Below are 25,998 nucleotides of genomic sequence, written 5' to 3' on the forward strand. Positions count from 1 at the left end.
GCCGCGGTCGTGCGCCGGGAGGCGATTACGCCCGAAAACCCTCTTTCACTCCTCGCTCAACAGTACCGGTGCTGCCGACAGAATCCTTTTTTGCGTCGGCGCGACACGCGGCAGTATGGACGACGACGACGCGGACGCGTCATCATCCGGGCTCTCGGCTTCTGGGGCGGACGACCCCGCTGCGGACACCACAGAGACGGACGCAGACGCGTCTCGGTCGCAACCAGACGAACAGGCGGAGTCCGCCGATGGAGCGAACCGCGGCGGGGACGGGTCGGCTTCGGACGACGCGACATCGAGTGATACGAGCCCGGACGACGGCGACACCACGCAGGCCGCGGCCGACGAGGCCGCCGATCAAGGGCCGCCGTCGGACGTCGAAAAGTACGCGCGCTTCAAGAAGGTCGACGGCGCGCAGTACGACCGCGTCAACGACTTCCTCCGGGATCGGACGTACATCACCGCGCGGGAGTGGGCCATCGCGCGACTGTGCGCCGATTTCCGCACGGAGACGGGCGTCGAGATGACGAAGATCGGAGAGAACCTTCCGGAGCTGGTTCCGTTTATGACCGACACGTACACGCCGCAGGCGGTCAACCAAGCCCGTTCGTCCTTCGAGGGCAAGATCCGGAAGTCGGGAGCGACGTTCCTCTACGGGGCGATGTCCGGATTCTTCACCGCCGAGGAACTCGACGAACTGATGTACGAGGTAAGCGAGATCGCGAAGTTCCTCTTGGAGGTCGAAGGCGTCGACCTCTCCGTCGAGGAGGAGTTGGAGGCCGAAGAACGAATCTCGAGCGTGATGCGGGAGGTACGAGAGGCGAGCGCGGACCTCCGCACCGAAGAACTGACCGGACGTGACGACGCGGATGGAGACGCCACCGGAGAAGACGACACAGATCAAGACGCCGCCAGCGACAATCCTCCTGCCGATAACTGACCGTTTGGGCCGCTCGCAGACCTGTCCGGCTCCTCCTCGACACGTCCGAACCGCTCCCGTATCGTCGCTTAGTTGCATTTACTCCGAGGAGCACAACGATTATACTCGAAGATGTACTGGAATAATTATGAAGATAACTGACCTGTCCGACTACCTCGAAGCCGAACTGACCTACCCGATCGACCGAGAGAACGTTATCGAACGGATCGGCTCGGTCGAAATCGAGGCTCCCGACGCCGAGCAGAACGAAACGGTCGAAACGATCGTCACCAACCTCGGGCAGGAACGCTACGACTCGGCGGAGGAACTGTTCACCACCATTATCGGGAACGTCAGCGACGAGTACATCGGGCGGAAGTTCTACGACGACCGGGGTGGCAATCCGCCGGAGACTGAGTCGGGGCCCAGAGACGAGGACAACGTCTCGTTTTGAGCGCTGTACCACCCTCCGACGAGTAACCGACGAGGTCAAACGGCCCGAGCCAGTGGTTCCTCGCAATGGAACTCCGGTTTCTGGGCGGCGCTGGCGAGGTCGGACGGAGCGCGATCCTCGTCAACGACTCGCTGCTGCTCGATTACGGGATGCTCGCGGGAACGCCCCCGAAGTTCCCCGTCGACGCGCCGGAGCCGGACGCGGTTGTCGTGAGTCACGGTCACCTCGACCACGCGGGGGCGGTTCCGGCCTTGCTGAGCGGTAGGGACCGTCCGTCGATCCACTGGACGCCGCCGACCCGAGAGCTCGCGCTGACGCTCGCGCGCGACACGCTCAAATTACATAGTGGGACGTTCCGCTGCCCGTTCACCGAGACTGATGTCCAGCGCGTCACGCAGGTCTCCGAGACCCACGGGTACGGCGAGACCTTCGAGGCGGCGGGTCACGAGGTCACCCTCTACAACGCGGGTCACATTCCCGGGAGCGCGCACGTCCTCGTCGACGAGGCGGGACGAAGTCCCGCTAGCAGCCGAACGCGGTCCGTCGATGACGGCGACACACGGCTGTTCTACACCGGCGACTTCCACACCGACGACCAGCAGTTGGTCGCCGGAACGACCGCGCGTCCCGACGCCGACGTCGTCGTCTGCGAGAGCACGTACGCGGACGTCGAGCACGACGCGCGCGCGGACGTGGAAGCGCGCTTCGTCGAGAGCGTCGAGACGACGCTGTGGGAGGGCGGATCCGTGATCGTTCCGGCGTTCGCCATCGGCCGCACGCAGGAGCTACTGCTGGTCTGCGAGCAGTACGATATCCCCTGTTACGTCGACGGAATGGGCAAATCCGTGACGAAGATGCTCCGCGGACATCCCGAATTCGTCCGCGACGCCGACGCACTGCGCCGGGCGAAATCGCACGCGCGGTTCGTCACCGGTCGGAACGGCCAGCGCGAGCGTATCGTCGACCAGCAGGCCGCGATTATCACCACCAGTGGGATGCTCTCCGGGGGGCCGGCGATGACGTACATTCCCGAAATCCGCTCGAACCCGACGAACAAGATCACGCTGACCGGGTATCAAGTCGAGGGGACGCCGGGGCGGAACCTCCTCGAAACGGGGAGTGCGGAGATCGACGGGCGGATGCTGACGGTGAGCGCGCGGGTCGAACAGTATGCCTTCTCGGCGCACGCCGACCGCTCCGGACTGCGCTCCCTCCTCGACGAGTACCGAGACGCGGAGATACTCGTCAACCACGGGGACCGGTGTGACTCCTTCGCCGCGGAGCTCGAAAACGAGGGGTTCAGCGCGAGCGCGCCGGCGGTCGGCGAGACCCGTTCCGTGTGATTCGGTTCGTCGGCCGGGGGCGACGCCCGGTCATTCCTCGGTCGGCACCGCGCGGACCTCGAACTCGCGGTACCCGCCGTAGGCGGTCTCCAGCGCGCCGAGCCACCAGTTCCAGCGGTCGGCGACGCTCGATTCGGCGGGCGCGTCTTCGAGGTTGTCGACGATCTCCGCTGTCGTCAAGGGATCGCCGCGGTCCTCGGCGACGATCCCGACGTCGGCCAGATCGCGCGCTTGTCTGGCGACGACGCGGAACTCCGCGGGTTCTCCGTCGAACGCTTCTTCGAGCGCTTCGGCCAGTTCTGCGGCGGTGAAGCCCGCCGTCGTCAGCGAGGCGTCGCCACCGGCGTTGCTGTGCTCCGTCATATATCACCCTACGTTCCCCACAGAAAAGAATCCGCCGGCGGAGCGTGAGCGCCGATTCGGGGACGGCTGGGGTGAACCGGCTCCGATCGGAGCGCCGACTTTCACTGTTCGCGCGGGCTCCGATCGGAGGTCGATTCCGGCGCTACGCCCACCACTCGCTGCGACGCTCCTCGTAGGAAGCATCGCGGAACGGCGACGGCTTGTCGGCGTCGTCCTCGGCTCCGAACCCGTTCGCGAGCCAGTAGCCGACGTGCCAGCCGACCGCGTCGGTGTCGAGGTCGACGAGCGAGATCCGCATCGACGTGTAGGTCTCGATTGCGCCGTCGCCGTCGGGATCCGTGCCGGCGGTCGCGCCGCAGGATGCGGCTCCCTCACCGCACGGCGACGTCTCGACGGCCCGGATCACGATATCCGCCTCCTCGGGGTCATCGACCGTCGTGAACGAGAGGTTCGTCGGCATTCCCTCCGGGGCGTCCTCGCCCTCTGGACCGTCCTCGTAGTACGCCAACGCGTGCTCGACTTGCGTTCGCATTCCGTCGGGATCGCTCGCATTCTCGGCGTCGACGTGGACGGTAAAGTCGGCGTCCTCCCACGGGAACGCGCGCTCGGTCGCGTCGGGTTGTGGTTCGGTGTACAACACGGTCTGGCTGGCCATTATTTCCGCGGGCGCGTCGTCGTGGGTGAGCCCGAGGGTGTGTCCGAACTCGTGTTCGACCACCCGGACCGTCGAGTCGTCCGAAAAGCCCGTGCGAATGTACACCGTCTCGGGACGATCGATCTGTCGTGCGTCCTCGATCAGCGGCGCACAGCCCGCGGCGTCGCCCGAGCCGTCGCACTCGGGAATCTCGTCGACGAACTCGACGACGAGGTCGGGATTCGACGCGTCCGGACGGATCTCGTAGTCGACCGGGAAGCCCGCGAAGCGCTCGGCGTTGGTCTCCCAGTAGCCGGCCGCCTCCTCGACGAGCGGTGTCCACTCGCGGTCGGTCCCCGCGGTGTCGCGGACGCCGACGACGACGGGATCCGGCCCCCACGGGTTCGACCCGTCGGAAACGGCCGTCGGCGTCGCGGACGGCTGTTCCGACGGCGACGACGGGGACGTGGACTCCCCGGTCGTTCCCGTGGCTCCCCCCGTCGACGACGTCGACGCCCCGCCGTCCTCGCCGATCCCGGTGGACGGGAGGTCGACCGTCGATCCGGCACAGCCGGCGAGCGCGAGGAGGAGCGCCAGCGAGACGACAGCCAGTCGGTGCGACCGCTTCGACATATGCTTCCGGGAGGGCGCTCACCGACAAGAAGTTTCGCCACTGCGCCGGTAGCCAACAATCCGTTGTCATTTCTTCTCCGACGACGCCGTCGCTGGCGGGCGAAAAACGGCTGAGAGGAGTAAGCCCCCTTCTGTTCGTCTCGGCATTCGGCTAAGCGGCCGCGCCCTGTCCGGACTACCTTGGCGGCGCGGACTTGCACCGGTGGGGATTCGCCGTTCCATCCGTTCTCGACCGTCTATGTCAGCGATCACGAAGTGATCGTGCTGTTCGCGGCTGACGCCGCTCACTTTTCGCGATCACTCCGTGATCGCTATCCTCGACGGGTTAACTCCCTCCCCTTACGGGTCGGTTCGCGCGCTCGCGGGTCGCCCCGCGAGCGCCGGCGGCGGAATCCGCCGCACGCGTCTCATCGGTCGGGTCGAGGGGTCTCGTTTCTGTTCCAGAGCCAGCCGTCTCCGACTCCGGGCTTGCGCCCGGCCACCTGTCCGGACGGTGGGGGGACTTTCCTCATCAGTCCGGTGTGGACCGACGGGAGCCGAGCTCTCTCTGCCGTTCGATTCGAGGGGCGAGCGTCCAATAAGCCGTTCGGTCGTCCCGCTATTCGATCGCCCGCCGAACGAGAGGATCGATCAGCGATCGTACATCTATCCCGAATATTTTGGTACATTCTGGTGGCGAATGCGTTTCCGACAGTCGATCCGCTCTAAATACGCGCCTACGGCCGTTTAGCCTCCAGAAAGAAGGGAAGCGTTCAAGTCGGACGGGTCCCTGTACGGATATATGTCCGAGGCGCAGACCGTTCGTCTCACCTACGAGGATGGGGCGAGGGCGGTCGAGTTAGCGCGTGAATCGGTCGAATCGTACGTTTTACACGGACAACGCGAACAGCCGGGCAGTATGCGTGACGCCTTCTACGCCCGCACCGGCGCGTTCGTCCGAATCCGATCGACGCGCGGACGCGGGCGATTGCGCGGTTGCGCCGGCGCATATCGCGGCAAAGACCAGTTGGGACACGCAATCGTCGACGCGGCGATTCAGGCCGCTTCGGAGAACTCCTGTGGCTCCGAGATCGAGCAACCCGAACTGTCGAACCTCACGATTTCCGTCTGTGTCGTCTGCAAGTACACCCAGACGGACCGCCCGCTCGACGATATCGAACTGGGGACACACGGCGTCGTCGTCGACAAGGACGACAACCACGGCTGGCTGTACCCGACGATCCCGGTCGAAAACGGCTGGAACGAAGAGCAGTTCCTCACACACGCCTGCCGAAAGGCGGGGCTCTCCCCGCTCGCGTGGCAGGACGACGACACGGAGGTCACGCTGTTCGACGGGCAGGTCTTCCGCGAGCGCGCCGACGGCGGCAGCGTCGAAGAGCTGAACTGAAAACCACGCGTCGAAAAACTGCAGACTACTGACTGTTGGCGTCATCAGCGCCGTATCCGCATCTCTCGGCGTCCCGAGCGGCCCGCTCGGCGGCCGCGTCGATTCCGAGGTCGACGTCGTCGACGATGTCGCCGCCCCGCACGAGCGGCCGGAGGAGCGCCTCTCCCTCCTCCGGCCCCGACTCGTCGCGCCGCCCGACGTGGTGACCGCCCCCGGGTGTTCGATAGACCGCCTTCGCGCCGGTGAGCTTCCCGCGCTTGGCCGCCGGTTCGCCGTCGACTTCGACAATGTCGAGCGCGAAGTCGACGGGGTCGGCGTTGGAGACGTAGCCGCCGACGCCGAAGCCGTCGGCGACGTCGTCGAGCTCGCGGAGGTCCGACGGGCCGAGCCCGCCGGAGACGAAGATGTCGACGTCCTCGTGGTCGTACGTGTCCAGCGTCCAGCGGACTTCCCTGATGATGTGACGGAAGTCGCCGCGCCGCGAGCCGGTGGTATCGAGCCGCACGCTGTCGAGGCGATCGCCGAGGGCCTCTGCGGCCCGCAGCGCCTCGTCGGTCTCGTCGGAGTAGGTGTCGCACAGCGCCACGCGCGGCACGTCCTCGTCGACAGCGTCGTCGAACGCCCGCCACGCCTGCTCTTGGTTGTCGCGACCGAAGCAGATGAGAAGCGCGTGCGGCATCGTCCCGCCCGCCTCCCGGTCGATCACCTCGCCGGCGGCGACGTGCGAGAACCCGTCGAGCCCGGCGACGAGCGCGCTGCGCTCGATCATCGCCGCGATCGAGGGGTGGACGTGTCTCGCACCGAAGGAGAGGACCGTCGACGCCGGTGCCGCCCGGCGAACGTCGAGCGCGGCGGTCGCGACGCCCGAGGCGTGCGAGAGAAATCCGAGCAGCGATGTCTCGAAGCGCGCGAACTCGAGATACTCGCCCTCGATCCGCATCACTGGGCCGCCGTCGAACAGTCGCCCCGGCGGGACGACGTCGACGTCGACGTCCTTCCCTTCTAAAAGCGCGGCGGCGTCTTTGACGCCCGCCAGCAGTTCGTAGTCGCCGTCGGGGAACTGATCGGCGGTCACCTCCGCGACGACGCGGGGGTTCCGCCCCGCGTGCCGGAGCGTCGTCTCCGTCCGATCGAAGTACGCGTCGGTCGCCGACCCCTCACTGATGGCGTCGGGACCGACGATGTCGAACTCCATACGCGCCGTTGGCGGGGCGCGTTGAAAAATTCACTCGTTCGGCCCGTCACTCCGAAGGGGATTCCTCTTCAATTTCGGCGGGCCAGATTGCGACGCTGTCGATCCGGCCGCTGCCAACTCAGGACTGTCGCGGCCGGATGTCGTCGACGTCCTCGACCGTTGGTCCGTTCACGATCGTCACGCGCGTCCCCGATCGGGTGACGCGGAACGCGTCCGCGAACTGCCCGTCAGGGACGACGTAGGTGTTCGTCGCCCGTTCTTCGGCGTCGTGAGCGTCGAGGATCGCCCGATAGGCGCGCTGGAACTCGCGCGCGTCCCGCTCGGTGTCCCACTCGGTCGTCCAGACGTACCCGTACTCGGTCCCCGACTCGGTCGCCTGTTTGTAGGGGAACAGGCGGTCGTTCGCCCAGCCGGCGGACGGCTCGGCGTCGTAGTTGTAGGTGTCGTAGCGGTTCTCGACGTTGCCGATGGTTCGCGGGTCGATCGTCTCCGCGCCGCTCTGGCGGGCCTGATACCAGAACATCACGTACATCGACGCCTCGCCGACGGTGTCGGAGCCGTCTTCGCCCTGCTCGGGGAACGTCTCCCATCCGTTCCGCGCTCGATCGCGGTACTCGATGGGGACGGGTTCCTCGTCCGTCCGGTGGATGATCTGCTCGGAGGACGCCGGCGGCGTCTCGAAGCGCTCGTCGATCGCGCTCCAGCCTTCACGCTCGACGAGGTCGTGGACGTAGACTGGCCCGTCGGAGTACGGCTGGAAGATCGTCAGGAAGATGCCGAGGTTCGGCGTTCCGCCGCCACCGCCGCCGCTCCCGCCGCTCGACGGCGTGGCGACGCACTCCCACGACTCCCCGCAGCGCTGCACGTAGCGCTGTTCGACGTACTTCGCGTCACCCTCGACGAGGCCGTCGGCCGCGAGCTGTTCGTCCTGCGTGTCCCCGCCGTATTTCTCCTTCGTCAGGTCGTACTGCTGGTCCTGCAGCGCGTGGACGAGTTCGTGGACGAGCGTCGCGTTGTTGATCGTCGGCGACTCCGGGGAGTCGGTGATGATCTTGATCTCGTCGTCCGCGGGCGAGTAAAAGCCCGCGACCGCGGAACTTCGCGTCTCGCCGATCGCCTCGCCGCTGCTCTCGGACTCCCCGGTGACGAACAGCGCTTCCCACACTTGGTCGTTCCAGCGCTCGTACTCGCTGGGCTCACCGTCGCTCGACCCGCCCGAAGAGCGGTTTCGGTACTCCGCACGGGAGATCACGTTCACGGGGACCTCGGAGTCGAACTCCTCGCCGCGGATGTACTCGACTCTGGCCATCGCCCGCGCGACGTACGCCTCCAACTCCGCGTCGGAGAGGCCGTCGGACTGGTCGACGTCGACCGATTCGTTGTGCCAGTAGCCGTTCTCCCAGCCGAGCACGTCGCCGTCGGGATCGTCGAAGTCGGCGTTCGGCGTCGCCGCGGCGTCATCGCCGGCCGGCGGAACGGGGTCCGACTCCATCACCGGAGCGCTACACCCGGCGAGGACGAGCAACAGGGCGAGGGCTGCGGCGAGTGTGCCGCGGTTCCGCGTCATTGTCCCAAGAACGGACCACGGAGGGAAGTACCTTTCCGCGTCGTCTGCGTGCCGGTTCGCGTCGTCCGCTGCCACCCGCTATCACTCGGCACTACCCGCCGCCACTGCTACCACCCGGTACACCCGCCGTCACGCCGCCGAACACCCCCGACCGAACGCCTTTGTCGACCGCAGTACTACGTTCCAGTATGTCGACCGAAGCGTTCGATCCCGACCGAACCGCCGTCGTCGTCGTCGATATGCAGAACGGTTTCTGTCATCCCGACGGGAGCCTCCACGCGCCCGCGAGCGAGGCCGTCATCGATGACGTAACCGACCTCGTCGACGACGCTCGCGACGCCGGCGCGCGGATCGTCTACACCCGCGACGTCCACCCGCCGGAGCAGTTCGACGAGGCGCACTACTACGACGAGTTCGCCCGCTGGGGCGAACACGTCGTCGAGAACTCTTGGGAGGCCGAACTCGTCGACGAACTCGACGTTCGCGAGGGCGACCACGTCGTCGAAAAGCACACCTACGACGCCTTTTATGAGACGGAACTCGACGGCTGGCTCTCCGCGCGCGGCGTCGACGACCTCCTCGTTTGCGGCACGCTCGCGAACGTCTGCGTCCTCCACACGGCGGGCAGCGCCGGACTGCGCGACTACCGCCCGGTACTGATCGAGGACGCTATCGGGGCCATCGAGGAGGCCCACAAGGAGTACGCCCTCGACCACGCCGATTGGCTCTTCGGCGAGGTGGCGACACGAGACGACATCGCGTTCGGGTAACTGACGCCGATCGGCACCGATCCCGCGGCTCGCTCAGTCCCGGAACAGCCGATAGGAGGCCTGTCCAGTAGCGACGGCCTCGCCGGAGGACGTTCCTTCCCGACGGCTCGAGACGTCGTCGACGTCCTCGGGACTCCGGCTGACGACTGTCACCGTACTCACGCCGATCGTCCCGCCGGAACGCACGACTTCGGCGGTCGCGGTCAGATCGCCCGACGCGCGTCGGAGGTAGTTGACGTTGAGGTTCACGGTCGCGACGCCGCCGTCGATCGGATCGCCGAGGAGCGTCCGCTGTGCGATCCCGCCGGCGGTGTCGATGAGGGTCGCCGCGATACCGCCGTGGACGGTCGGCGGACTCGTCGTGTTCGTCAGTTTCTCGTCGTACGGGATCGTCATCACCGCTCGCCCGGGTTCGAGCGTCTCGATCCGCGTGCCGAGCCACGAGAGGTAGCCGTGCTCGCGTTCGATATACGCTTGGACGAACGCCGCGGCGTCGTCGGGCAGCCCCGACAGCTCCTCGTCTTCGTCGGTCATACCGAATCCGCGCGCGGAGCGCGTATGTACCCGACGGTCTCGTCATCAGGGACGACGCACGGTCTCACCGCGCTCTATCCGAGTCTGATCGGATCGTCGCTCTCGCGGATTTCGACTTCGACCCGCTCTCCGACTCGAAACTCGCGATCCGGACAGACGAGTTTGGCTCCGAACTCGGGATCGAGCGCGGCGAACAGCGAGAGGCCGGTTATCCGATCGCCGTTCGCGAGGACGTCGATGTCGCGCCACGCGACGGTTCGTCCCGACGCGTCGCCGACGCAGTGGCCGAGGAATGACACCGGGTCGAACGCTGTCCGCTCCGCTCTGCGCCCCCGCCCCAACGCACCGCCGTCGGCGTAGTGGGCCATCCCGCCGTCGAGGACGATCCGCTCTCCTTCCCCGTCGCCGACCCGTTCTCGTCCGTCGACGACGCCTGCGATCCCGGCGAACCGCTTGCCCGGGCTCGGATGCGCTGGCGCGTCGAGAAGCGCGTACGTGTCGCCCGTTTCGACCACCGTCCCGACGCCGTCCCACGCGAGGGGTTCGACCTCGACGGCGGCGGCGACCGGGAGCGATCCGCCCGCGCGGTGGAGGTTTTGGCCGCCCCGTCGGAACCCGACGTGGACGTGGTTCGCGACCCACGGCGCGAAGAAGCCCGAGCGGACCATCGGTCCGAGCGAGTCGCCGACGCCGACCGTCTCGCCCGGTTCGACTGTCGGCCGGACGTGGAGGATTCGTGCGACGAGCCCGTCCGCGCACTCGGCGTCGCCGCCGCCAGTGCCGTCGCTTCCGACGCGGATCCCGCTCCGTTCGCAGTCGACGTCGACGAGGATCAGGAACTCCGCGTCGTCGGCGTACGATTTCGGCGGCGCTCGCACCGTCTGCGTCTCCAGCACCTCGCCGGCGACGGGAGCGATCCCCTCGTTCGTCGCCGGGTAGAGATCGATCGCACAACCCGCCGCGTGTGCGGGATACGGCGAGTTATAGAGGGAAAACCGGCGATACCGACGGAGCGTCGACGCCGGGACGAGGACGTCGTCGCCGGGGGCTTGCGACCGCCTCTCCGTCTCCCGATACCGACGACCGTCACTCGGCGTCACGTCGATCCACCGACCATACGCCTCGGCGGGACCGAGAGCGCTTAGGTGCGTCGGCACCGATCCCCGAGCGTGATCGACCGCCTCGTCGCCGACTGTGAGTCGGTCCGAACCGTCTGCGGACGCGCGCCGTCGTTGGACGCCGACCGGAGGGTCGTCGAGCGACTCAGCGATGCGGTCGCAGAGACGGGTGTGCCCGCGGTTCGCGTCTGGACGCCGCATCGACAGGTGGCGTTCGGCCGTCGCGACGCGCGTGCGGACGGCTACGACCACGCTCGCGAGCGAGCGGAAGCGCACGGCTATCCCGCGATCGAGCGGAGCGTCGGCGGGCGGGCGGTGGCGTACGCCGGAACGACGGTCGCGTTCGCGGTGATCGTGCCCACAGTGAGGCCGCGCCGTGGGACGGAAGCGCGCTACGACGCCGCGACGACGGGCGTCGTCCGCGCGTTGCGATCGCTGGGCGTCCCCGCTCGCCGCGGCGAGCCCGAGGTGTCGTTCTGCCCCGGTGACCACTCGGTGCAGGCGCGCGGGAAGATCTCGGGGCTCGCCCAGCGGATCCAGCGGGAGACGGCGCGCGTCTCCGGCATCGTCGTCGTCGACGCCCACGAGGAACTCGCGGCGGTCCTCGACGATGTCTACGACGCGCTCGGCGTCCCGTTCGATCCCGAGTCGATGGGCAGCGTCGATCGCGGCGGCGGTCCCGCGGATCCGGACACGGTCGTCGAGGCGTTGTTCGACGCGTTTTGCGGTGATCTTCTGCGAGAGTCGGCGACTGTCGACGAAGTCCTCAGAGAGACGGGCGAAGCCCGAGACTGAGTCCATCCGACGATCTGAACCGTCGGGCTTAGGTCGCGCGCGGACGACGCCGACGTATGTCGATGCTCTTTCGCGACGCCCGTCTCGCCGACGGACGGATCCGTGACGTTCGAACCGAATCGGGGCGGATCACCGCCGTCGACCGCGCCGTCGACGCTGCGGACGACGACCGCGTCGTCGCTGCCGACGAACGACTGCTGCTCCCGGGGGCGATCGACGCTCACGTTCACTTTCGCGAGCCGGGACACGCGCACAAGGAGACGTGGACGACGGGCTCTCAGAGCGCGGCTGCCGGCGGCGTGACGACTGCCGTCGACCAACCGAACACGTCCCCGCCGACGATATCCGGCGAGACGTTCGACGCGAAGGCGTCGCTCGCGGCCGAGTCGTGTATCGACTACGGCATCAGCGGCGGCGTCACGCCCGAGTGGGACCCCGAACCGCTGTTCGCCCGACCGCTGTTCGCACTCGGCGAAGTGTTTCTCGCGGACTCGACGGGCGATATGGGCATCGAGGCCGACCTCTTCGCGGACGCGGTCGAACGGGCGGCCGATGCCGGCGTCGTCGTCACTGTCCACGCGGAGGACGCCGACCTGTTCGACGAGACGGCTCGCGAGCGCGACGCCGGCGGCGTCGGTCACGACGCCGACGCCGACGTCTGGAGTCAGTACCGGGCCGCCGAAGCCGAGGCGGCGGCGGTCGCGCGCGCCGTCGAGGTCGGTGCAGACTCCGGTGCCGACATCCACATCGCGCACACGAGCACCCCCGAGGGCGTCGACGCGGCCGTCGCCGGCGGCGCGACCTGCGAGGCGACGCCGCATCACCTCTTTCTCTCTCGCGAGGACGCGAGCGAACTCGGGACGTACGGGCGGATGAACCCGCCGCTCCGCAGCGAGGAGCGCCGCGCGGCGCTGTGGCAGCGGCTCGTCGACGGCGACGTCGACATCGTCGCGACCGATCACGCCCCGCACACCGTCGAGGAGAAGGAGGTCGGGCTGTGGGACGCGCCGAGCGGCGTCCCCGGCGTCGAGACGATGCTGCCGCTGTTGCTGGAGCGAGCGCGACGGGGAGATCTCTCCTACGAGCGCGTCCGCGACGTCACCGCGACGAACGCCGCGGAGATCTTCGACCTTCCGCGAAAGGGCCGCGTCGCCGAGGGCTACGATGCGGACCTCGTGCTCGTCGATCCCGACGCCTCACGGGAGATCCGCGGCGAGGACCTCCACTCGAAGTGCGGGTGGACGCCGTTCGAGGGGTTCGAGGGCGTCTTCCCGGACCTGACGCTGGTAGGAGGCGAGGTCGTCTACGACGGAAGTAATGTCGTCGGAGACCCGACCGGCCAGAACGTCCGGCGATAGACGCCGCTGTCCGGTTTTAGCTGACAGCTGGCACCCGCGAGCGCGACGCGTTCCGCTCCCGTCTCGCGTCCGCGTCGCCCGTGGATCCCGCGTCGACGTGCCAGACAACCGCTGCCCGACGCGGGGCCGTGTTCAAGTCACGGCGACGGTGGCCTCGCTATCTGATATAAACTCTCGCAGGAAACGTCGCTTCTGGCCGTCGATTCGAGCGAAACTCAGAGTCGCCGGTCCGCGAGCGCCGGGAACGACTCGCGCGTCTCGCGGACCTCCTCGCGGTCGACCTCCGCGTACGCCGTCCGCGCGTCCGTCCCGGCGTTCGCGCGCTCGACACCCCACGGGTCGACGACGACGCTCTCGCCGCCGAGGTCGACGCCGTCGATCGAACCCGTGAGGTTCGCGGCGACGAGGATCGTCTGATTCTCGACCGCCCGAGTTCGGGTGAACAGGTGCCAGTGGTCGATCCGCTCGCGGGGCCACGCGGAGGTGACGAGGAGAATTTCGACGCCGGCGTTGACGAGTCTGCGATAGAGCGTCGGGAACCGGAGGTCGTAGCAGGTCGTCAGCCCGACCGTCCCGAGGTCGGTCTCGACGACGCTGGGGTCGGTGCCGGGAGTGAGCAGGTTCGACTCCTCGGAGTCGTATCCGAACAGGTGGATCTTCCGGTAGGTCGCGAGGAGATCGCCGCCCGGACCGAACAGCAGCGAGGTGTTGTAGAGTTCTTCCCCGGTTTCGTCTCCGCCGGGTTCGCTGCCGACACGCTCGACGAGGCTGCCGCCGTGCAGGTGAATCGACAGGTCGTCGGCAAGCTCCGACAGCCAGTCGGCCGTCGGTCCCGGAACCGACTCCGCGGCGTCGCGGTAGGCGTCGAACGCGAAGTAGCCCACCGGCCACAGCTCCGGGAGGACGACGAGGTCCGCGCCGTCCGCCGCGGCCGCGTGAATTCGCGATTCGGCCCGGTCTCTGTTGCCCTCCGGATCGTTTCGAGCCGGGAGTTGGACGGCGGCGACGCGCATTCTCACTCCTCGTCTCGCGCCCAGTCGAGCGAGCGCTCGACGGCCTCCTGCCAGCGATCGTACCGCGCGTCGACGTCGGCGGCGCGGTTCGGCTCGAACTCGCGATCGACCCGCCAGTTCTCGCGGAGTTCGTCGAGCGACGCCCAGTAGTCGACGGCGAGTCCAGCGGCGTAGGCCGCCCCGAGCGCGGTCGTCTCGTCGACTTCGGGCCGAACGATGTCGGTGCCGACGACGTCGGCTTGGAGTTGGCACAGGAAGTTGTTCTTCACCGCGCCGCCGTCGACGCGGAGCCCCGAGAGTTCGATACCGCTGTCCTCGGTCATCGCCTCGGCGACGTCGCGCGTCTGGTACGCGATCGACTCCAGCGTCGCGCGGACGATGTGCTCGCGCCGCGTGCCGCGGGTCATCCCGACGATCGTCCCGCGGGCGCGCTGGTCCCAGTGCGGCGCGCCGAGCCCGGTGAAGGCGGGCACGACGTAGACGCCGTCGGTCGAGTCGACCGAGCGCGCGAGCGCCTCGCTCTCGGCGGGGTTGTCGATCAGCGTCAGGTCCTCGAGCCACTCGATGGCCGCGCCGGTGATGAAGATCGAGCCCTCCAAGGCGTACTGGGCGGGCTCGCCGGAGCGCTGGAAGCCGACCGTCGTGAGCAGCCCGTTCTCGGATGTGACGGCGTCGCTGCCGGTGTTCATCAGCATAAACGAGCCCGTCCCGTAGGTGTTCTTCGCGTCGCCGGCGTCGAAGCAGGTCTGGCCGAACAGCGCCGCCTGCTGGTCGCCGAGCGCGCCCGCGACGGGGACGGACGCGCCGAGGAACCCCTCGGGATCGGTCGCGCCGTAGTGGTCGTCGTCGGAGGAGGGACGGACCTCCGGGAGCATCGCCGCGGGGACGTCGAACTCGTCGAGGAGTTCGTCGTCCCACGCCAACTCGTGGATGTCGAACAGCATCGTCCGCGAGGCGTTCGTGACGTCGGTGACGTGCTCGCCGGTCAGCTTGTAGATCAGCCACGAGTCGATCGTCCCGAAGCAGAGCTCGCCCGCTTCCGCGCGGTCGCGGACGTCCTCGGGACGCATCCGCTGGAGTTTGATGGGATCGGCGTTGTCGAGGAGCCACTCGACTTTCGTCGCCGAGAAGTACGCGTCGGGTTCGAGGCCGGTCCGCTCGCGGATCCACTCGTCTTTGCCCTCTCGCTCTAGCGCCTCGATCCGGTCGGTCGTCCGGCGGTCCTGCCAGACGATGGCGTCGTACACCGGCGTCCCCGACTCGCGGTCCCAGACGACGGTCGTCTCGCGCTGGTTGGTGATCCCGATCGCCGCCAACTGGGAGGCGTCGATGCCGGCCTCGTCGAGCGCGCGCTCGATGACGACGGTGGTGTTCTCCCAGATCTGCTCGGGGTCGTGTTCGACCCATCCCGGTTCGGGATACCGCTGTTCGTGCGTCTCGTAGGCGTTCGCGACGGGCTGGCCGCCGTGGTCGAAGACGATGAACCGCGTTCCGGTCGTTCCCTGATCGATCGCGCCGACGTACGTGCGTTCGTTCATACTCGTGTATCTGGTGTCTGTTGCGTTCTGTCGTCCGTTCGATTCGTTGTCCGCGCCGCCGGAAGTCGTCGGGGGCGGTGTTGACCCGGCGTCCTGATTCGCGAGTTGTCGATACACTTCTGGCGCGAGGGGTGCTAAAACCCGGCGTTGTCGCCGCGGACCACGGTGTCGATTCGAGGCCCCGATACCGGTCTGAGAATCCGCTTCGTTCGTTCGCGCGACGTCGTCCGGCGAAAGCTATCTACCGTCGGCGACGGCAGATAGTGGTATGTCCGATCCCTTCGTCGTTGTCGGCGGTGACGCCGCCGGACTCTCGGCGGCGAGCAAGTGCCTGCGTACCGATCCCGATCGCGAGGTCGTCGTCTTCGAGAAGGGCACGTGGGTCTCCTACGCCCACTGCGGGACGCCCTATTTCGTGAAAGGGGAGGTCGACCGGCTCTCGGATCTGTTGTCGCTCTCGCCCGCCGAGGCCGAGGAGCGCGGCATCGATCTCCGCCGCGGTCACGAGGTGCGTGCGGTCGACACCGACGCGCGGACGGTCACCGTCGAGGCCGACGACGCGACGTTCGAGCACCCCTACGGCAACCTGCTCGTCGCCACCGGCGCGCACGCCGTCTCCGACCCGATCGAGGGCGCGACGCTCGACGGCGTCTTCACCCTCCACGGGCTCGATCACGCCGCCGCGATCCGCGCGTATCTCACGCCCCCGGAGGACTTCGACGTCGACGACCTCGGCGGCGGCGACGCCCTCGACGAGGCGGTCGTCGAACGCTACGGGACGATGACGCCGCCGAAGACCGTCGCGGTCGTCGGCGCGGGCTACGTCGGTGTCGAGATGGTCGAGGCGTTCGAGGCGTGGGGGGTCGACGTTCACCTGTTTCAGCGCTCCGAGCGGCCGGTTCCGGGGTTCGGCGAGGCCGTCGGCGACGCGGTCACAGAGCACCTCCGCGAGTCGGGCGTCACGCTGCACTTCGGCGAGGAAGTACGCCGGCTCGACGGCGACGGCGGGCACGTCGATCGGGTCGTCTGTGAGAGCGGCTCCGAACTCGCGGTCGACGCCGCACTCGTCGGGATCGGCATCGAACCCAACACCGACCTGTTGGACGGCACGCCGGTCGAGATCGGCGAGTCGGGTGCCGTCGCCACCGACGCGCACGGCCGGACCTCGGTCGAGGGCGTCTACGCCGCGGGCGACGTCGCGGAGATGCCGCATATGGTCACTGGCGAGCCGACGTGGGACCCGCTGGGGCTCCCGGCGAACCGCGCCGGCCGGGCCATCGGCGCGACTGTCGGCGGCGACCCCACGCCCGTCGGTTCGGTCGCGGGCACGGCGATGGTGAAGGCGTTCGATCTCGAATGCGGCCGAACCGGGGTTCTAGACCACGAACGCGCCCGTGAGGCCGGCTTCGATCCCGTCTCCGAGACGATCACCGCCGGCTCTCGGTCGGGCTACTACCCCGGCGCGGCCGAGACGACCGTCACGCTCGTCGCCGATCGCGACACCGGGCGGCTCCTCGGCGGCAGCGTCGTCGGCACCGACCGCGCGGCGGTCCGTATCGACACGGTCGCGACGGCGCTCGGTGGCCAGATGACCGTGGGGGAACTCGAACGACAGGACCTCGGCTATGCCCCGCCGTTCAGCCCGGTTTGGGATCCCGTCCTCGTGGCCGCGAAGGTGCTGAACGGGTCGCTGTCGTAGCTGTTCGTGGCATCGGCTCCCGACCCAACCACGAGGCGCGTGCTGGCGGGGGCTCCGTCGCCCGCCGCACGCACGCGAGGGGCGACGAGCGAGCGTCGCGAGCGAGGAGTCGGCTGGGGAGGACGCGGCGGTGCGGCGCTGTCGGGTGGGATCGCAAGGGGCCGGGCGCTTGCAGGGGTCATCTCGGCCCTAGAATACTCCACGTTGAGTCGTTCAACGGCGACACAGCCGCGCGGCTCCTCACTTTGTTCGGAGACGGCTTACGAGTCGGACGCGATTTGAACGCACGGTCGGACGTGCTCGCTTCGCTGCGCCCGACCTCCCTGCGATTCAAACCCCGCCGGTTGCGATACTCGCCGCTCGCGAATGTGCTCGCGGCGAGAAGACGGGCCGGACGCGATTTGAACGCGCGACCGTCTGGTTAAAAGCCAGACGCTCTGCCGGACTGAGCTACCGGCCCGCACCGAGGGGTAACTGGTCGTCGGTGATAAGCGTTTACTCTCGGATCCCGCCGCGGTCGGTGGGTCGAGGAGACGCACCCGAGCGGGGGAAGACCGACACCCGAGGTGAGAACCGCGACTCACTCCGGCGCGGTCGATTCGTCGGCGAAGTACCGTTCGAGAGCGTCGGACATCATCTCGCCGGGATCGCGGTTTTCGATCGACGCGCGGCGTCTGAGTTCGCGGTAAGTGTCCAAAGGAAGCGACAGTTCGATCCGCCCGAGTTCGACCCCCCGAGCCCGGAGGGCGTCGGCGGCGCTCGTCTCACCGTCGACCTCGCTGGCGATTCGCCGGACCTGCCGGACCGTGAGGTCGGCGTCGACGACCGCCCACGCGAGGTCGAAGCGGTCGACGCCGGAGACGCGAGCGATGTGCTTTGCGGCCGTCGGCGCGATGTCGCCGCGGGCGACGTGCCGTCGGATCGCCTGCGGGAGGTCATGCACGCGCGCCCACTTGCGGACGAAGGAAACGCTCACGTCGCCGCCGGCTCGCTCGACCGCCTCTTTGTAGGAGCCGACGCCCCTGACGAGCGCTGCACAGGCGGCCGCACCGCGGAGCATATACACGTTGTCGGCGGCACCGGCGGTGTTCTCCGAGAACGCCCGAACCGTCTCGGCCGCTTCGGCGACGCTCTCGGGGTCGTCGGGGTCGAACCCGACGGCCTCCTTCGCGCGCTCGCCGGTGACTGCCGGATCCGCGCGGACGACCGGCTCTCCGACCGGCTCTTCGCGGTCCGCGGGAAGTCGCCGCCCGCGGCGTGGGGGGCGGCCGCCGTCCGGCTCGGGTCGCTCGGCGCGGTCACCGGCGTCATCAGTCATCGTCGAATCCACGTAGTGAGGCCGCAAGTAAAAGCCTCTCCCCCGGTCGAGTCGCGTGACTGACACGGACGGTGTGTGCCGCTTCCGGAGTTCGCTGGGTCACCGGCGAGGCTCCGGTACACAGTTATAGTAGCGTTTGCAACTGATTGCTCATCAGATCGAACGCAGTCGTACGATCGAGTGAGTAAAGACTTGCAAACGCTACTATACGTCCGACCGTACGGCGGGTCCCGATCACTCTTCGCGACTGTCTGAGAGGTGCTCCCAGATCTCGGTGCAGCCCGCCCCGTCTGCGAGGTCGTCGAGGTGGCTGTAGTCGTCAGCCTCCGCTTCGTCGGCAGTTTCGGCCGCTTCGTCCGCCGTTCGGGCTGCTTCCTCCTCGGGGTCGTGTTCCATTGTCAGCGTCATCGTTGCTCCGCTACCGTCTGCGTTCGTTCGCTCGTCCATTCGTCCTCGGTCCCTTTCGGTGACTCGTACAGTTCCGGAGCGGCATCCGCTGGGGCGTGCTGCCGCTGCTCGACAGTCCGTTCACTCGGTCGTAAACGGAGACACTGCCGGCGGTGGTCTGTCATCAGACCACCCTATGAACCCTTCCTGTATAAGGGCCGCTTCCGGAGTAAATCGGACCACTACTCCCGGATACCGGAAGTCGCTTCCGGATTCTGTGACACCGAGATTTCGTCGAAATCGGGGGACAGAGGCGTGATTGACACTCTGAGACTCGTCGCCGACATCGTCGCGGTTTGTGACCGCCGTCAATGATGAGGTGATCCAGCCCCTATTCCCTTGTGTGACGACACGACTTCGCATCCTCGACGACGGCGCGTGGCTCTCCGTCGACGACTCCCGTCGAGTGAGCGTAAGTGAGCTCTGGCGACTCGACGAGCCGGATTTCTGCGAATGCGACCTCGCGGATATGGTGGTTGAAAACTTCCTCGAAACGGGTGTCGACGGCCGGACCGTTCAGGTTCGAGTCTACGGCCAGTGCATCGTCTGCGGGACGAAGTCGACGACCGACTGGGTTCCCGTCGGCCGCGTCGTGAACGGCGAATTCGTCGATATCGACCGTGAGGGCGTACTCACGTCGACCGGCGACGAATAAGCGGCAATATTTTCTTATTAACGGGAGCAGCGGGAAGGGTTGACGACACGGCACCTTCTTTGAAGGTGGAGGTATTGTACCCGATAAGGATGCCAACGGACGTCGAAAACTGGAAGTCAGAGGTCTACGGTAACGAGATACGAGAACACCTGTTCAGGTTCGCCGAGGAGGGGTTCGAAACCATCCCGGACGACGAGCGCGACGCGTGGTTCGAGCGCTTCAAGTGGTGGGGGCTGTACCACCAGCGGAACGGCCAAGAGGGCTACTTTATGATGCGGATCGGGACGCCGAACGGGATGCTCGAACCCGGGCAACTGCGCGCCGTCGGCGAGATCGCCGACGAATACGCGAGAGGTCCGGGGACGAACCCGATCTTCGGCGACGCATACGCTGACTACTCCACCCGACAGGCGATCCAACTGCACTGGATCGAGCTCTCGGACGTGCCGGACATCTTCGAGAAGCTCGAATCAAACGGTCTGTCGACTCAGCAGGCGTGTGGCGACTCGTGGCGGAACATCGTCGGCAACCCCGTCGCCGGGAAGGACGCGCAGGAAGTCATCGACGCGTGGCCGGTCATCCGCGAACTCAACGAGACGTTCAAGGGCGACGAGGACCACTCGAACCTCCCGCGGAAGTGGAAGGTCTCGGTCACGGGATCGGCCGACGGCTCCGGGCAGGGCGACATCAACGACCTCGCCTTCGAGCCCGCATATAAGGAGATCGACGGCGAGGACGTCGTCGGCTTCAACGTCCGCGTCGGCGGCGGCCTCGCGCGCAACGAGCCGCGATTCGCCCGCGACATCGACGTGTGGGTTCCTCCGGAGAACGTCTCCGACGTCGCCGGCGGGATCTCCGCGCTCTTCCGCGAAAACGGTGACCGCGAGGACCGCTACAACGCCCGCATCAAGTTCCTCGTCGACGAGTGGGGCGCAGAGAAGTTCCGCGACACGCTGCAGGAGGAGTTCGTCGACTTCGAGCTCCACACCGCCGGTCGCGACGTCCGCGAGGAGTACACGTACAACACCGGCGGGGGCGAGCGCAACGACCTCGTCGGCGTCCACGAACAGAAAGACGGGAAGTACTTCGTCGGCCTGAACGTCCTCGTCGGCCGGATGGGCGTCGACGACGTCTACGAGCTGGCTGACCTCGCCGACGAGTACGGCTCCGGCGAGGTTCGGCTCTCCCAGCGCCAGAACGTCATCGTCACCGACATTCCGGAGTCCGACCTCGACGACTTCCTCGCCGAGGACCTGCTCGAACACTACTCGCCCGACCCGTCGCCGTTCATGCGCGGCTCGATCGCCTGTACCGGCACGGAGTTCTGTTCGCTCTCGATCGTCGAGACGAAGAACCGACAGGTGCGCTTCGCGCGCTGGCTGAAGGAGAACGTCGAGCTTCCGGAGGGCGTCGACGAGTTCCACATTCACCTGTCCGGCTGTACCGCGTCGTGCGCGCAGCCGCAGATCGCCGACGTGAGTCTGCGCGGAATGAAAACGAGAAAGGACGGCGAGGCGGTCGAGGCGCTCGACATCGGCCTCGGTGGCGGCCTCGGCGCGGAGCCGCAGTTCGCCCGCTGGGTCACCCAACGCGTCCCGGTCGACGAGGTGCCCGGCGCGATCTCGAACCTGATCGAGAACTTCGCCACAGAGCGCGAGGAGGGCGAGTCCTTCCGCGCGTTCATCGAGCGCTACGACGACGAGGAACTCGACGCGTTCGTCGAACCCGAGGAGACCGACTACGAGGACCCGATGATGCACAACACGAAGATGACGTGGTACCCCTACGCCGAGGACGACTCGATGGACGCCGCGCCGCCGACTCCTGCGGACGACTGAGCGGGACGTCGGCGGAGCGGCCGAGCCCGACCCGCGTAAGCGGTACCGACTTCCCGTTCCGCCTCTTCTCTCCGGATATGCCGAACCGACTGCTCAGGGTGAACGCCTACACGACGCTCGACCTCGTCGACGCCGCGGCACGCGGCCACGACTTCGAAGACGAGGCCGTCGCGGTGTTGAACGTCACCTCGCCCCGAGAGAACCCAGATCACGTGAAACTCCAGTTGGAACTCGATAACAGCCACCTCGAATCGGTGCCGCCGCACGCCGACGAAGTGACGCTCTCGGCGGCGGAGGCCCGAACGATCGCGTCGGCACTGGAATCGCACGCCGCTAAGGTCGAGGCCGCGAACGACTCCACCTCCGCCGGAGACGGGGACGACTAACACGTAGTCGGAGCGACGCGATTCACGCTTTGGTAATCACCACGTAGATCTGCATTCGCTTTCGAATCGAAACCGGCGGGGGCAACCGAAAAGGCGGTCGAGCCCGAACGACGCGTATGTCCACGCTCGACGAGACCGACATCCGGATCCTCGAACTGTTGGTGGAGGACGGCCGTCGCTCTTACAGCGACCTCGCCGACGCGGTCGACCTCTCGCCGCCGGCCGTCTCCGATCGCATCGAGCGACTCCGCGAATCCGGCGTCATCCGGCGTTTCACCGTCGACCTCGACCGCTCACAGCTGCGCGCGGGCGTGCCGGTGCTCGTGACGCTCGAACCGTCGATCGACTCGATCGAGGAACTCCGCGACGACGTCGTGAGCGCGGACGCCGTCGAGCACGTCTTCGTCACTGCCGAGGGCGATGTCGTCTTTCACGCTCGCCTCCGCGCGAACGCCGTGCGCGAGCACCTCGACCGACTCGTCGACCTCTCGCGCGTCGACGACTACGAGGTGACGATCGTCGGCGACGTCGAGTGGTCGCCCGCGGTCGGCGGCACGGAGTTCGCCCTATCGTGTGCGGAGTGCGGCAACACCGTCACCAGCGAGGGGCGGAGCGAGCGCATCGGCGGCGAGCGATACCACTTCTGCTGTCCGTCGTGTCTCGCCCGGTTCCGCGAGCGATACGAGCGGTTCGAGACCGACGTGGAGTGAGGCAGGCGACCGAACCCCGTACCCGTCACTGCGCGTGACCGCTGTGGGCGACTCGATCACCCCGTTGAGAAGAAAATGCGCCAGCCGGGAGTCCCGTGAGCCGTGCGAACGCGACGTCGGCTGGCAAACGACTGGAAGGAGTGCGCCAGCCGGGAATTGAACCACGGTCGCTCTGCTCGTTTCACTCGCGACGCTCCCTGATTCAATTCCCACGGTGACGCATTCGCTCGTCACCTGCGTTCCTCGCAGAATGCGCCAGCCGGGAATTGAACCCGGGCTAGTGGCTTGGGAAGCCACTGTCCTACCACTGGACCACTGGCGCGCAGACGACCGGACGCCGTCGTACACTCGAAACAGAGCCGCAGCCCGGACTTAAGGATGACGGAACATCGCACCGCGTCGCCGTCGTCGTGAACGGGTTCGGCTTACGCGTCCAGTCGGTAGAACAGCGCCTCGAAGTCCTCGCCGTCGAGTTCAGACAGGTGCGCCTCGGACTCTTTTCGAAGCGTCTCGATCTCCGACTCCAACCGTTGATACCGCTCGTCGGCTTCGAGTTCGAACTGCGGCTTTTTCGCCATTAGCGCCTCCCGCTTCGAGAGCTTCGCGAAGAACGTCTGCAGCGTGTCGGTGTACTCCGATCGTCGGAGGAGCCGATCGACGACGTTTTTGAGCCCCGTCTCACCGACGGGCTTCGTGAGGTACGCGTCGAATCCCAACTCCAGAATGTCGAAGTCGGGGTCGACGGCGGTGATCATCGCCACGCTGCACTCGGGGTCCCGCTCGCGGATCCGTTCGAGCACCTCGTCGCCTGACATCCCCGGCATCCGTCGATCCAAGAGCGCGACGTCGGCCGGCTGATCGAACCGTTCGAGCGCGGTCGCGCCGTTATGAGCCGTCTCGACGGCGTACTCGTCGTCCAACCACGACGCGTACAACTCCGCGAGGTCGGGCTCGTCGTCGACGATCAAGACGTGAGGCAGAGCGCTCATACTGTCGAGGTATTCGAGGATCCATTTATTCGTAGAAGTGATAAGTCTACTCCCTTTGACTCTCTGTGGCTCGAAGGCGCTCGTATCAAGATTTATTATGCGAGTCTAACAGTATCCCCTATGCAACACGACGAGGGCGAGTCGTCAGCGGAGGACGACGCGCCGTCCTCGTCACTCGGTGATCTCGCCGATCGACTCGGCGACTCCGCCGACGAGGAGTCCTCGGACTCTGAGAACTCGAAGTCGCTGTCGGAACTCACCGAATCGATCGAAAAGCGCGATAGCGCGCCGTCCACCGATTCGATCGACGACGGCGACTTGGGCCGGTGGGACTTCGTCGCCCGAGACGACGACGGCGACGCGGCCGCGCTCGACCCGAAAACCGAAGCCCTGCTCGAGTTCGCTGACGGGGCGTCAAATATCCTGCTCAGTGGCCCCGGTGAGTGTCCCGCAGAGCAAAACCTCTGTTCGCGCCTGATGGAGTCGGGCACGGACGCGCCCGCGAACCTCCTCGCTATCACCGTCTCCGAGACGCCGAGCCAGCGGCTGTCCGCCCTCGAAAATTACCTCGAAGGGCCGGTCGGAGAGACGGCCGTCGTCGACGTTCGCAACTACAACCGCGAGACGACCTACGAGGAGTACGACGGTCCCGTCGAGGTCCGCACCGTCTCGAACCCGCAAGATCTCCGGCGGATCGGCATCGTCACCAGTAAGATCCTCACCGAATGGGACGAGCTGTCGGGTCCGACGACGATGTGTCTCCACTCGCTGTCGGATTTGCTTGACTTCAACGAGGACCACCAGCGGGTGTTCCGGTTCCTCCACGTCCTTCGCGGGCGGGTCCAATCGGCCGGGGTGCGGGCGCACTACCACTTCGACCCCGAACGGCACGAGGGGCAGACCGTCCGAACGTTCCAGTCGCTCTTCGAGACGGTTCTCGCGTTCGACGAGGACGGCTCCGTCGCGCTCGATTAACTGCGCTCGTTGCGTTCGAGTTCCGAGAGGTCGCCGAACGGCGAGTCCGACTGTGAGGAACCGGCGTTCTCCCCGTCGTCACCGTCGCCGAGGTCCTCCGAGTCGAACTCGAACGGCGACGCGGATTCCCGTTCGTCGGTCGCGCCCCGGTCAGCCGCCGATTCTGCGCTCACACCGTGTCCGAACTGTTCGTCGTCTCCGGGGTCCGATCCGTCGGTGTCCGAGAGTGAATCTTCGACGGGGATCCCGCCTCCCTGCCCGCTTTGTCCCCCGGCGTTCGATCGCGGCGACTGGCGCTGACGCGAGACGCGCTCCGGCGGATCGTCCGGCGAGTCGGCTGGTGAGTGCGCCGGGACTTCGGCGGAACGGGGACTGTCCGGGGTGTTTCCATCGCGGGTCTCGCTGTCCGTCGTGACGATAGCATCGGACAGAAATAGCCATTTTTTCCGCTTTTCGACGCCCGATACTGAGTTCTCGCAGTGCGGACAGTACGGTCGCGAGAGCAAGTCGAGATCGATCGTGGCCTCGCACGATTCGCATATCCCCTCGTGAACGCCGAGCGCCGCGGCGTCGCGCTTGACCGACTGCAGCGCGTCGCGTTCCCACCGGAGGTTCGAGAGCGCCTCTCGAGAGCGATTCTCCGCGCTCGCGATGTCCGTTTCTAACTCGTCGGTCTGTGAGACGAGGTACTTGAGAATCGTTTCGAGATTCTCGAACTCGGCGTCGATCCACGATCTGAGCTGCTCCTGCTCGGACGCGAGTTCGGACTGCTCGGACGCGACCTGTTGGTGTTTCCGGTCGACGACCGATTCGAGCGAATCGACTCGCGTTCGCAGCGATTCGTACTGCTCAGTGAGGGATTCCCGCGTGGTCTCGGCAGTTGTCGTCACCTCGTCGAGTTCGGCTTCGATTTCCGCCAGCCGAGTCGCGACCGCCTCCGTCACGTCGCCGAGGGACTGACCGCGCTCGGTCTCCGCTTCGACCTCCGCTTGCAGGTCGTCGACGCGCTCTTTGAGCGACTCGAACTGCGATTCGAGGTCACCGTCAGGGCGCTCTTCCGTGCTGGTGTCCGCTCTCCGATCCTCGTGGCGGGCTTTCTTCTCGCGTCGTATCGCATCCGCGTCGAACTCGGCCGGTTTCTCCGCCCCGCTGACCGTCTCGTCCTCGAAGGGGTGGTTTCTGCCTCCGGAATCGTCGAGCAACTGGGTCAGCTCGTTGAGCGTCCAGTACGACGAGACCAAGCGCTCGAACAGTTCCTCCCGAGAGATGCCCTGACTCGCGGCGTGCTGGTCTAGCCACTCCTCGAAAGAGGTCGCCGTCGGAGTGCTATCTCCAGCGTCGGGGAAGTCGTCGGACATCT

General features: G+C 66.9%; 25 protein-coding genes, 2 tRNA genes and 1 other RNA gene. 13 read left to right on the forward strand and 15 right to left on the reverse strand.

Annotation, left to right across the window (positions count from 1 at the left end; genetic code table 11):
• Positions 1 to 115: 115 nt before the first annotated feature.
• The 3 genes from U5919_RS00425 to U5919_RS00435 all read left to right on the forward strand — a co-directional run bounded on the left by U5919_RS00425 (position 116) and on the right by U5919_RS00435 (position 2,716).
• A complete protein-coding gene (locus U5919_RS00425; RefSeq protein WP_336021564.1) occupies positions 116 to 940 on the forward strand; it encodes a DUF5806 family protein in 825 nt (274 codons plus the stop codon).
• A gap of 127 nt (positions 941 to 1,067) precedes the next feature.
• Positions 1,068 to 1,373, forward strand: coding sequence for a DUF5789 family protein (locus tag U5919_RS00430; protein ID WP_336021565.1), 306 nt, complete (start codon positions 1,068 to 1,070; stop codon positions 1,371 to 1,373).
• A gap of 65 nt (positions 1,374 to 1,438) precedes the next feature.
• On the forward strand, positions 1,439 to 2,716 hold the full coding sequence (locus U5919_RS00435; protein WP_336021566.1) for an MBL fold metallo-hydrolase: 1,278 nt from the start codon (positions 1,439 to 1,441) through the stop codon (positions 2,714 to 2,716).
• A gap of 30 nt (positions 2,717 to 2,746) precedes the next feature.
• On the opposite strand, the gene U5919_RS00440 is transcribed toward U5919_RS00435, so the two are convergent.
• The 3 genes from U5919_RS00440 to rnpB all read right to left on the reverse strand — a co-directional run bounded on the left by U5919_RS00440 (position 2,747) and on the right by rnpB (position 4,898).
• The gene (locus U5919_RS00440) at positions 2,747 to 3,079 is read right to left on the reverse strand and encodes a WNWW family protein (protein WP_336021567.1); all 333 of its coding nucleotides are present in this window, start codon (positions 3,077 to 3,079) and stop codon (positions 2,747 to 2,749) included.
• A 142-nt stretch (positions 3,080 to 3,221) separates the two neighbouring features.
• A complete protein-coding gene (locus U5919_RS00445) occupies positions 3,222 to 4,346 on the reverse strand; it encodes a zinc metalloprotease (protein ID WP_336021568.1) in 1,125 nt (374 codons plus the stop codon).
• A gap of 108 nt (positions 4,347 to 4,454) precedes the next feature.
• Positions 4,455 to 4,898, reverse strand: an RNA gene (gene rnpB / locus U5919_RS00450) — RNase P RNA component.
• Positions 4,899 to 5,127: 229 nt separating this feature from the next.
• Between rnpB and U5919_RS00455 the strand changes: the two genes are divergently transcribed.
• The gene (locus tag U5919_RS00455) at positions 5,128 to 5,733 is read left to right on the forward strand and encodes a TIGR00296 family protein (protein WP_336021569.1); all 606 of its coding nucleotides are present in this window, start codon (positions 5,128 to 5,130) and stop codon (positions 5,731 to 5,733) included.
• 25 nt (positions 5,734 to 5,758) lie between these two features.
• On the opposite strand, the gene U5919_RS00460 is transcribed toward U5919_RS00455, so the two are convergent.
• Together U5919_RS00460 and U5919_RS00465 are read right to left on the reverse strand one after the other, a co-directional pair.
• Positions 5,759 to 6,928, reverse strand: a complete 1,170-nt coding sequence (locus U5919_RS00460; RefSeq protein WP_336021570.1) for a nicotinate phosphoribosyltransferase — start codon at positions 6,926 to 6,928, stop codon at positions 5,759 to 5,761.
• Between the two features lie 118 nt (positions 6,929 to 7,046).
• Positions 7,047 to 8,495, reverse strand: coding sequence for an Hvo_1808 family surface protein (locus tag U5919_RS00465; RefSeq protein WP_336021571.1), 1,449 nt, complete (start codon positions 8,493 to 8,495; stop codon positions 7,047 to 7,049).
• Between the two features lie 188 nt (positions 8,496 to 8,683).
• Between U5919_RS00465 and U5919_RS00470 the strand changes: the two genes are divergently transcribed.
• Entirely contained in the window at positions 8,684 to 9,265 is a 582-nt protein-coding gene (locus tag U5919_RS00470) for a cysteine hydrolase family protein (protein WP_336021572.1), read from the forward strand.
• Positions 9,266 to 9,298: 33 nt separating this feature from the next.
• Here the strand turns inward: U5919_RS00470 and U5919_RS00475 are convergent, their stop codons facing one another.
• Together U5919_RS00475 and U5919_RS00480 are read right to left on the reverse strand one after the other, a co-directional pair.
• A complete protein-coding gene (locus U5919_RS00475; protein WP_336021573.1) occupies positions 9,299 to 9,799 on the reverse strand; it encodes a PaaI family thioesterase in 501 nt (166 codons plus the stop codon).
• 74 nt (positions 9,800 to 9,873) lie between these two features.
• Positions 9,874 to 10,956 (reverse strand): DUF8155 domain-containing protein, encoded by a 1,083-nt coding sequence (locus U5919_RS00480; protein WP_336021574.1) that lies wholly within the window; start codon positions 10,954 to 10,956, stop codon positions 9,874 to 9,876.
• A 12-nt stretch (positions 10,957 to 10,968) separates the two neighbouring features.
• Between U5919_RS00480 and U5919_RS00485 the strand changes: the two genes are divergently transcribed.
• A complete protein-coding gene (locus U5919_RS00485; protein WP_336021575.1) occupies positions 10,969 to 11,712 on the forward strand; it encodes a lipoate--protein ligase family protein in 744 nt (247 codons plus the stop codon).
• Positions 11,713 to 11,774: 62 nt separating this feature from the next.
• Complete coding sequence (locus U5919_RS00490) at positions 11,775 to 13,070, forward strand: dihydroorotase (RefSeq protein ID WP_336023832.1); 1,296 nt, start codon at positions 11,775 to 11,777, stop codon at positions 13,068 to 13,070.
• A 215-nt stretch (positions 13,071 to 13,285) separates the two neighbouring features.
• Here U5919_RS00490 and U5919_RS00495 read toward each other — a convergent pair whose 3' ends face one another.
• Both U5919_RS00495 and glpK read right to left on the reverse strand, forming a co-directional pair.
• Positions 13,286 to 14,083 (reverse strand): carbon-nitrogen family hydrolase, encoded by a 798-nt coding sequence (locus U5919_RS00495; protein WP_336021576.1) that lies wholly within the window; start codon positions 14,081 to 14,083, stop codon positions 13,286 to 13,288.
• A gap of 2 nt (positions 14,084 to 14,085) precedes the next feature.
• Positions 14,086 to 15,621 (reverse strand): glycerol kinase GlpK, encoded by a 1,536-nt coding sequence (gene glpK / locus U5919_RS00500; RefSeq protein ID WP_336021577.1) that lies wholly within the window; start codon positions 15,619 to 15,621, stop codon positions 14,086 to 14,088.
• Positions 15,622 to 15,889: 268 nt separating this feature from the next.
• Between glpK and U5919_RS00505 the strand changes: the two genes are divergently transcribed.
• The gene (locus U5919_RS00505; protein ID WP_336021578.1) at positions 15,890 to 17,320 is read left to right on the forward strand and encodes an FAD-dependent oxidoreductase; all 1,431 of its coding nucleotides are present in this window, start codon (positions 15,890 to 15,892) and stop codon (positions 17,318 to 17,320) included.
• Between the two features lie 386 nt (positions 17,321 to 17,706).
• On the opposite strand, the gene U5919_RS00510 is transcribed toward U5919_RS00505, so the two are convergent.
• The 3 genes from U5919_RS00510 to U5919_RS00520 form a co-directional block, all read right to left on the reverse strand.
• Positions 17,707 to 17,780: transfer RNA gene (locus U5919_RS00510), tRNA-Lys, on the reverse strand.
• Positions 17,781 to 17,900: 120 nt separating this feature from the next.
• Positions 17,901 to 18,638 (reverse strand): DUF7119 family protein, encoded by a 738-nt coding sequence (locus tag U5919_RS00515; protein ID WP_336021579.1) that lies wholly within the window; start codon positions 18,636 to 18,638, stop codon positions 17,901 to 17,903.
• Positions 18,639 to 18,872: 234 nt separating this feature from the next.
• On the reverse strand, positions 18,873 to 19,085 hold the full coding sequence (locus tag U5919_RS00520) for a hypothetical protein (protein ID WP_336021580.1): 213 nt from the start codon (positions 19,083 to 19,085) through the stop codon (positions 18,873 to 18,875).
• A gap of 343 nt (positions 19,086 to 19,428) precedes the next feature.
• On the opposite strand from U5919_RS00520, the gene U5919_RS00525 reads away from it, so the two are divergent.
• The 4 genes from U5919_RS00525 (at position 19,429) to U5919_RS00540 (ending at position 22,674) form a co-directional block, all read left to right on the forward strand.
• On the forward strand, positions 19,429 to 19,740 hold the full coding sequence (locus U5919_RS00525; protein ID WP_336021581.1) for a DUF8134 family protein: 312 nt from the start codon (positions 19,429 to 19,431) through the stop codon (positions 19,738 to 19,740).
• 89 nt (positions 19,741 to 19,829) lie between these two features.
• Positions 19,830 to 21,578, forward strand: a complete 1,749-nt coding sequence (locus U5919_RS00530) for a nitrite/sulfite reductase (protein ID WP_336021582.1) — start codon at positions 19,830 to 19,832, stop codon at positions 21,576 to 21,578.
• Positions 21,579 to 21,655: 77 nt separating this feature from the next.
• Positions 21,656 to 21,964, forward strand: coding sequence for a DUF6360 family protein (locus U5919_RS00535; RefSeq protein ID WP_336021583.1), 309 nt, complete (start codon positions 21,656 to 21,658; stop codon positions 21,962 to 21,964).
• 116 nt (positions 21,965 to 22,080) lie between these two features.
• Positions 22,081 to 22,674 (forward strand): winged helix-turn-helix transcriptional regulator, encoded by a 594-nt coding sequence (locus U5919_RS00540; RefSeq protein WP_336021584.1) that lies wholly within the window; start codon positions 22,081 to 22,083, stop codon positions 22,672 to 22,674.
• 251 nt (positions 22,675 to 22,925) lie between these two features.
• Here the strand turns inward: U5919_RS00540 and U5919_RS00545 are convergent.
• Positions 22,926 to 22,996, reverse strand: a tRNA-Gly gene (locus tag U5919_RS00545).
• Between the two features lie 103 nt (positions 22,997 to 23,099).
• Complete coding sequence (locus tag U5919_RS00550; RefSeq protein WP_336021585.1) at positions 23,100 to 23,663, reverse strand: response regulator; 564 nt, start codon at positions 23,661 to 23,663, stop codon at positions 23,100 to 23,102.
• 120 nt (positions 23,664 to 23,783) lie between these two features.
• On the opposite strand from U5919_RS00550, the gene U5919_RS00555 reads away from it, so the two are divergent.
• Positions 23,784 to 24,638, forward strand: coding sequence for a DUF7504 family protein (locus U5919_RS00555; RefSeq protein WP_336021586.1), 855 nt, complete (start codon positions 23,784 to 23,786; stop codon positions 24,636 to 24,638).
• On the opposite strand, the gene U5919_RS00560 is transcribed toward U5919_RS00555, so the two are convergent.
• A complete protein-coding gene (locus U5919_RS00560) occupies positions 24,635 to 25,996 on the reverse strand; it encodes a hypothetical protein (protein WP_336021587.1) in 1,362 nt (453 codons plus the stop codon). The genes U5919_RS00555 and U5919_RS00560 overlap by 4 nt on opposite strands.
• Between the last annotated feature and the right edge of the window lie 2 nt (positions 25,997 to 25,998).

This window comes from Halobellus sp. LT62, assembly GCF_037031285.1.
In the GTDB taxonomy this organism is placed as follows: Archaea; Halobacteriota; Halobacteria; order Halobacteriales; family Haloferacaceae; genus Haloquadratum; species Haloquadratum salinisoli.